The 3,659-nt window shown below is 35.3% G+C and carries 2 protein-coding genes; one reads left to right on the top strand and one right to left on the bottom strand.

Annotation, left to right across the window (positions count from 1 at the left end; all coding sequences use genetic code 11):
* Positions 1-67: 67 nt before the first annotated feature.
* Positions 68-1,489 carry an L-serine ammonia-lyase gene (locus EG240_RS16105; RefSeq protein ID WP_125020355.1) on the bottom strand — a complete coding sequence of 474 codons (1,422 nt, stop codon included), beginning with the start codon at positions 1,487-1,489 and terminating at the stop codon, positions 68-70.
* Between the two features lie 287 nt (positions 1,490-1,776).
* On the opposite strand from EG240_RS16105, the gene dnaK reads away from it, so the two are divergent.
* A partial coding sequence (dnaK, locus tag EG240_RS16100) for a molecular chaperone DnaK (protein ID WP_125020354.1) occupies positions 1,777-3,659 on the top strand: 1,883 nt, incomplete at its 3' end.

The raw sequence follows: 3,659 nt of genomic DNA, 5'->3' as shown, positions 1-3,659 counted from the left end.
TAGAAAAAAGATAAATTAAATAAAAAAGGACAATCTCAAATTTTCTAGAGATTGTCCTTTTTGTTTACTAGCAATCGGCAAGGTTAACGGCAACAGCCAAACCACCTTCTGAAGTTTCTTTGTATTTATTGTTCATGTCTTTAGCGGTTTGCCACATGGTGTTTACCACTTTATCTAACGGAACTTTGGCATTTTTAGGGTCGGTATCTAAAGCTAATTCTGCAGCGTTTATCGCTTTAATTGCTCCCATAGTGTTGCGTTCTATACAAGGTATTTGTACCAAACCACCAATTGGGTCACAAGTTAATCCTAAATGGTGTTCCATTGCAATTTCTGCAGCCATTAAAACCTGTTCTGGTGTTCCGCCCATCACTTCGCAAAGTGCCGCCGCGGCCATAGCAGATGAAACGCCAATTTCAGCTTGGCAGCCACCCATCGCAGCAGATATTGTAGCTCCTTTTTTAAAGATACTTCCAATTTCACCGGCAACCATTAAAAATTGTTTAATTTCTTTTTCAGAAGCCTTGTGGTTTTCAATAACTAAATAATACATCAAAACCGCAGGGATAACTCCAGCACTTCCGTTGGTTGGAGCTGTAACAACGCGTCCTAAAGCTGCGTTTACTTCGTTTACTGCTAAAGCAAAACAGCTAACCCATTTTAAAATCTGACGGAAATAAACTTTGGTTTTACGAATCGTTTGAAGCCATTCTTGCGGATTTGAATAAGGTAAATCACCCTTCAATTTTTCGTGCATATCAAAAGCTCGACGTCTTACATTTAATCCACCAGGTAAAGTTCCTGATGTATGGCAACCAATGTACATACATTCTAACATGGTATTCCAAACGCGAAGTAATTCGTGATCTATTTCTTCTTCTGTACGTAACGATTTTTCATTTTCGTAAACAATTTCTGATATTGATTTATTTTCTTGAATACAAAATTCTAGTAATTCCGTTGCTTTGTCAATCGGAAATGGGAACGTAGCTTTGATTTCGTCATTCTCTTTATTTTCCGAAGTTTCTTCTTTAACAACAAATCCTCCACCAATCGAATAAAAAGTAGATTCAAATAATTCGTTATTTAAATAAGCAGTAAATTTTAAACCGTTTGCATGAAACGGAAGGAAATTTTTATTAAAAATAATATCATTGGCAGGATTAAACGGAATTGCTTTAAGTCCAGCAAGAATCAATGTGTTTGTAGATTTTATTGTGTCGATAATACCACTGATTTCATCAACAGGAACGTATTCAGGATCCGCACCACTTAAACCTAACATAACAGCCAAATCAGTAGCGTGACCAATTCCGGTTAATGATAACGAGCCGTATAAATCAATGGTAACTTTGGTTACGTCATTAAATAATTCGGCATCTTTCAATTCTTTAAGAAATTGTTCGGCAGCTCGCCAAGGTCCTAATGTGTGAGAACTTGATGGTCCAACACCAATCTTCAACATATCGAAAACAGAAATACATTCCATATTTAATAATCTAACTATAAAAAAACGAAGATAATTAAATATTTATCAGTTGCAACACCTAATTTTTTAATTTGTGTTTTTTCTGACTGACATTTTGTTCGTTTTTGGAAATTGGAGTTTGTTGAGATTTAATCTATATATCTGTCATATTGACATTTTAAAATTAGTGTTTTGAAGAATATATGACAAATTATAGTAGTTTTCGTAATGGCACAATCATTGACTATTAGCAAATGTGATTGATTCACGATTAAATAAATTAGTAACAAAAAATAACAAATATAAAGATGAGTAAAATAATTGGAATTGATTTAGGTACAACGAACTCTTGTGTTTCTGTAATGGAAGGAAATGAGCCAGTAGTTATTCCTAATGCAGAAGGAAAAAGAACAACTCCATCTGTAATTGCTTTCGTAGAAGGTGGGGAGATTAAAGTTGGAGATCCAGCAAAACGTCAAGCAGTTACAAATCCAACAAAAACTATTGCTTCTATAAAACGTTTTATGGGAGAAAAATACACAGAGGTTGTAAGTGAGTTAAAAAATGTACCTTATACTGTAGTAAAAGGAGATAATGATACACCTCGTGTAGATATCGATGGTCGTTTATATACAGCTCAAGAATTGTCTGCAATGACACTTCAAAAAATGAAAAAAACGGCTGAAGACTATTTAGGCCAAACAGTTACTGAAGCGGTTATTACAGTTCCTGCATATTTTAATGATGCACAACGTCAAGCTACAAAAGAAGCTGGAGAAATTGCAGGTTTAAAAGTTCGTCGTATCATCAACGAGCCAACAGCTGCAGCTTTAGCTTACGGTTTAGATAAAATGGGTAAAGACCAAAAGATTGCTGTTTACGATTTAGGAGGAGGTACTTTTGATATCTCAATCTTAGAATTAGGAGACGGAGTTTTTGAAGTATTATCTACAAACGGAGATACTCACTTAGGTGGAGATGATTTTGACCAAGTAATTATTGACTGGTTAGCTAATGAATTTAATGCTGCTGAAGGTGTTGATTTACGTAAAGACCCAATGGCTTTACAACGTTTAAAAGAAGCTGCTGAAAAAGCTAAGATTGAATTATCTGCTTCTACTCAAACAGAAATCAATTTACCATATATTACAGCTACAGCTTCAGGACCAAAACACTTAGTTCAGTCTTTAACTCGTGCTAAATTTGAGCAATTAGCTGATGATTTAGTAAGAAGATCAATGTTACCTTGTGAGAAAGCTTTAAAAGATGCAGGTTTATCTAAATCTGATATCGATGAGGTAATCTTAGTAGGTGGGTCAACTCGTATTCCTGTAATCCAAGAAAAAGTTGAGCAATTCTTCGGTAAAAAACCGTCTAAAGGAGTTAATCCTGATGAGGTTGTTGCAGTTGGAGCAGCTATTCAAGGTGGAGTATTATCAGGAGATGTGAAAGACGTATTATTATTAGACGTTACACCACTTTCTTTAGGTATTGAAACAATGGGTGGTGTATTCACTAAATTAATCGAGTCGAATACTACAATTCCTACAAAAAAATCACAAGTTTTCTCTACAGCTGTAGATAGCCAACCATCAGTAGAAATTCACGTTCTTCAAGGTGAGCGTCCGATGGCAAATGATAACAAAACAATTGGTCGTTTCCATTTAGATGGGTTACCACCAGCACAAAGAGGTGTTCCTCAAATTGAAGTTACTTTTGATATTGATGCTAATGGTATCATCAAAGTTTCTGCTACAGATAAAGGAACAGGTAAATCTCACGATATCCGTATCGAAGCTTCTTCAGGATTAACTCAAGAAGAAATCGAAAAAATGAGACAAGAAGCTGCAGCTAATGCTGAAGCAGATCAAAAAGCTAAAGAAACTGCTGAAAAAATCAATGAAGCAGACGGAATGATTTTCCAAACGGAAAAACAATTAGCTGAGTACGGAGAAAAATTATCAGCAGGTAATAAATCTAATATCGAAGCCGCTTTAGCAGAATTAAAAGTTGCTTTTGAAGCTAAAGATATTGCTACAATTCAACCAGCTTTAGATAAAATTAATGAAGCTTGGAAATCAGCTTCAGAAGAAATGTACAAAGCACAAGATCAAGCAGGAGCACAACAAGCACAACCAAATCAAGGTGGAGAAGCTGGTGATGCAACTCAAGATGTTGAGTACGAAGAAGT

The organism is Paenimyroides tangerinum, assembly GCF_003865405.1.
Classification (GTDB): Bacteria; Bacteroidota; Bacteroidia; order Flavobacteriales; family Flavobacteriaceae; genus Flavobacterium; species Flavobacterium tangerinum.
The sequence above is the reverse complement of the archived record's forward strand: the minus strand, read 5'-3'. Positions and strand labels throughout refer to the sequence as shown.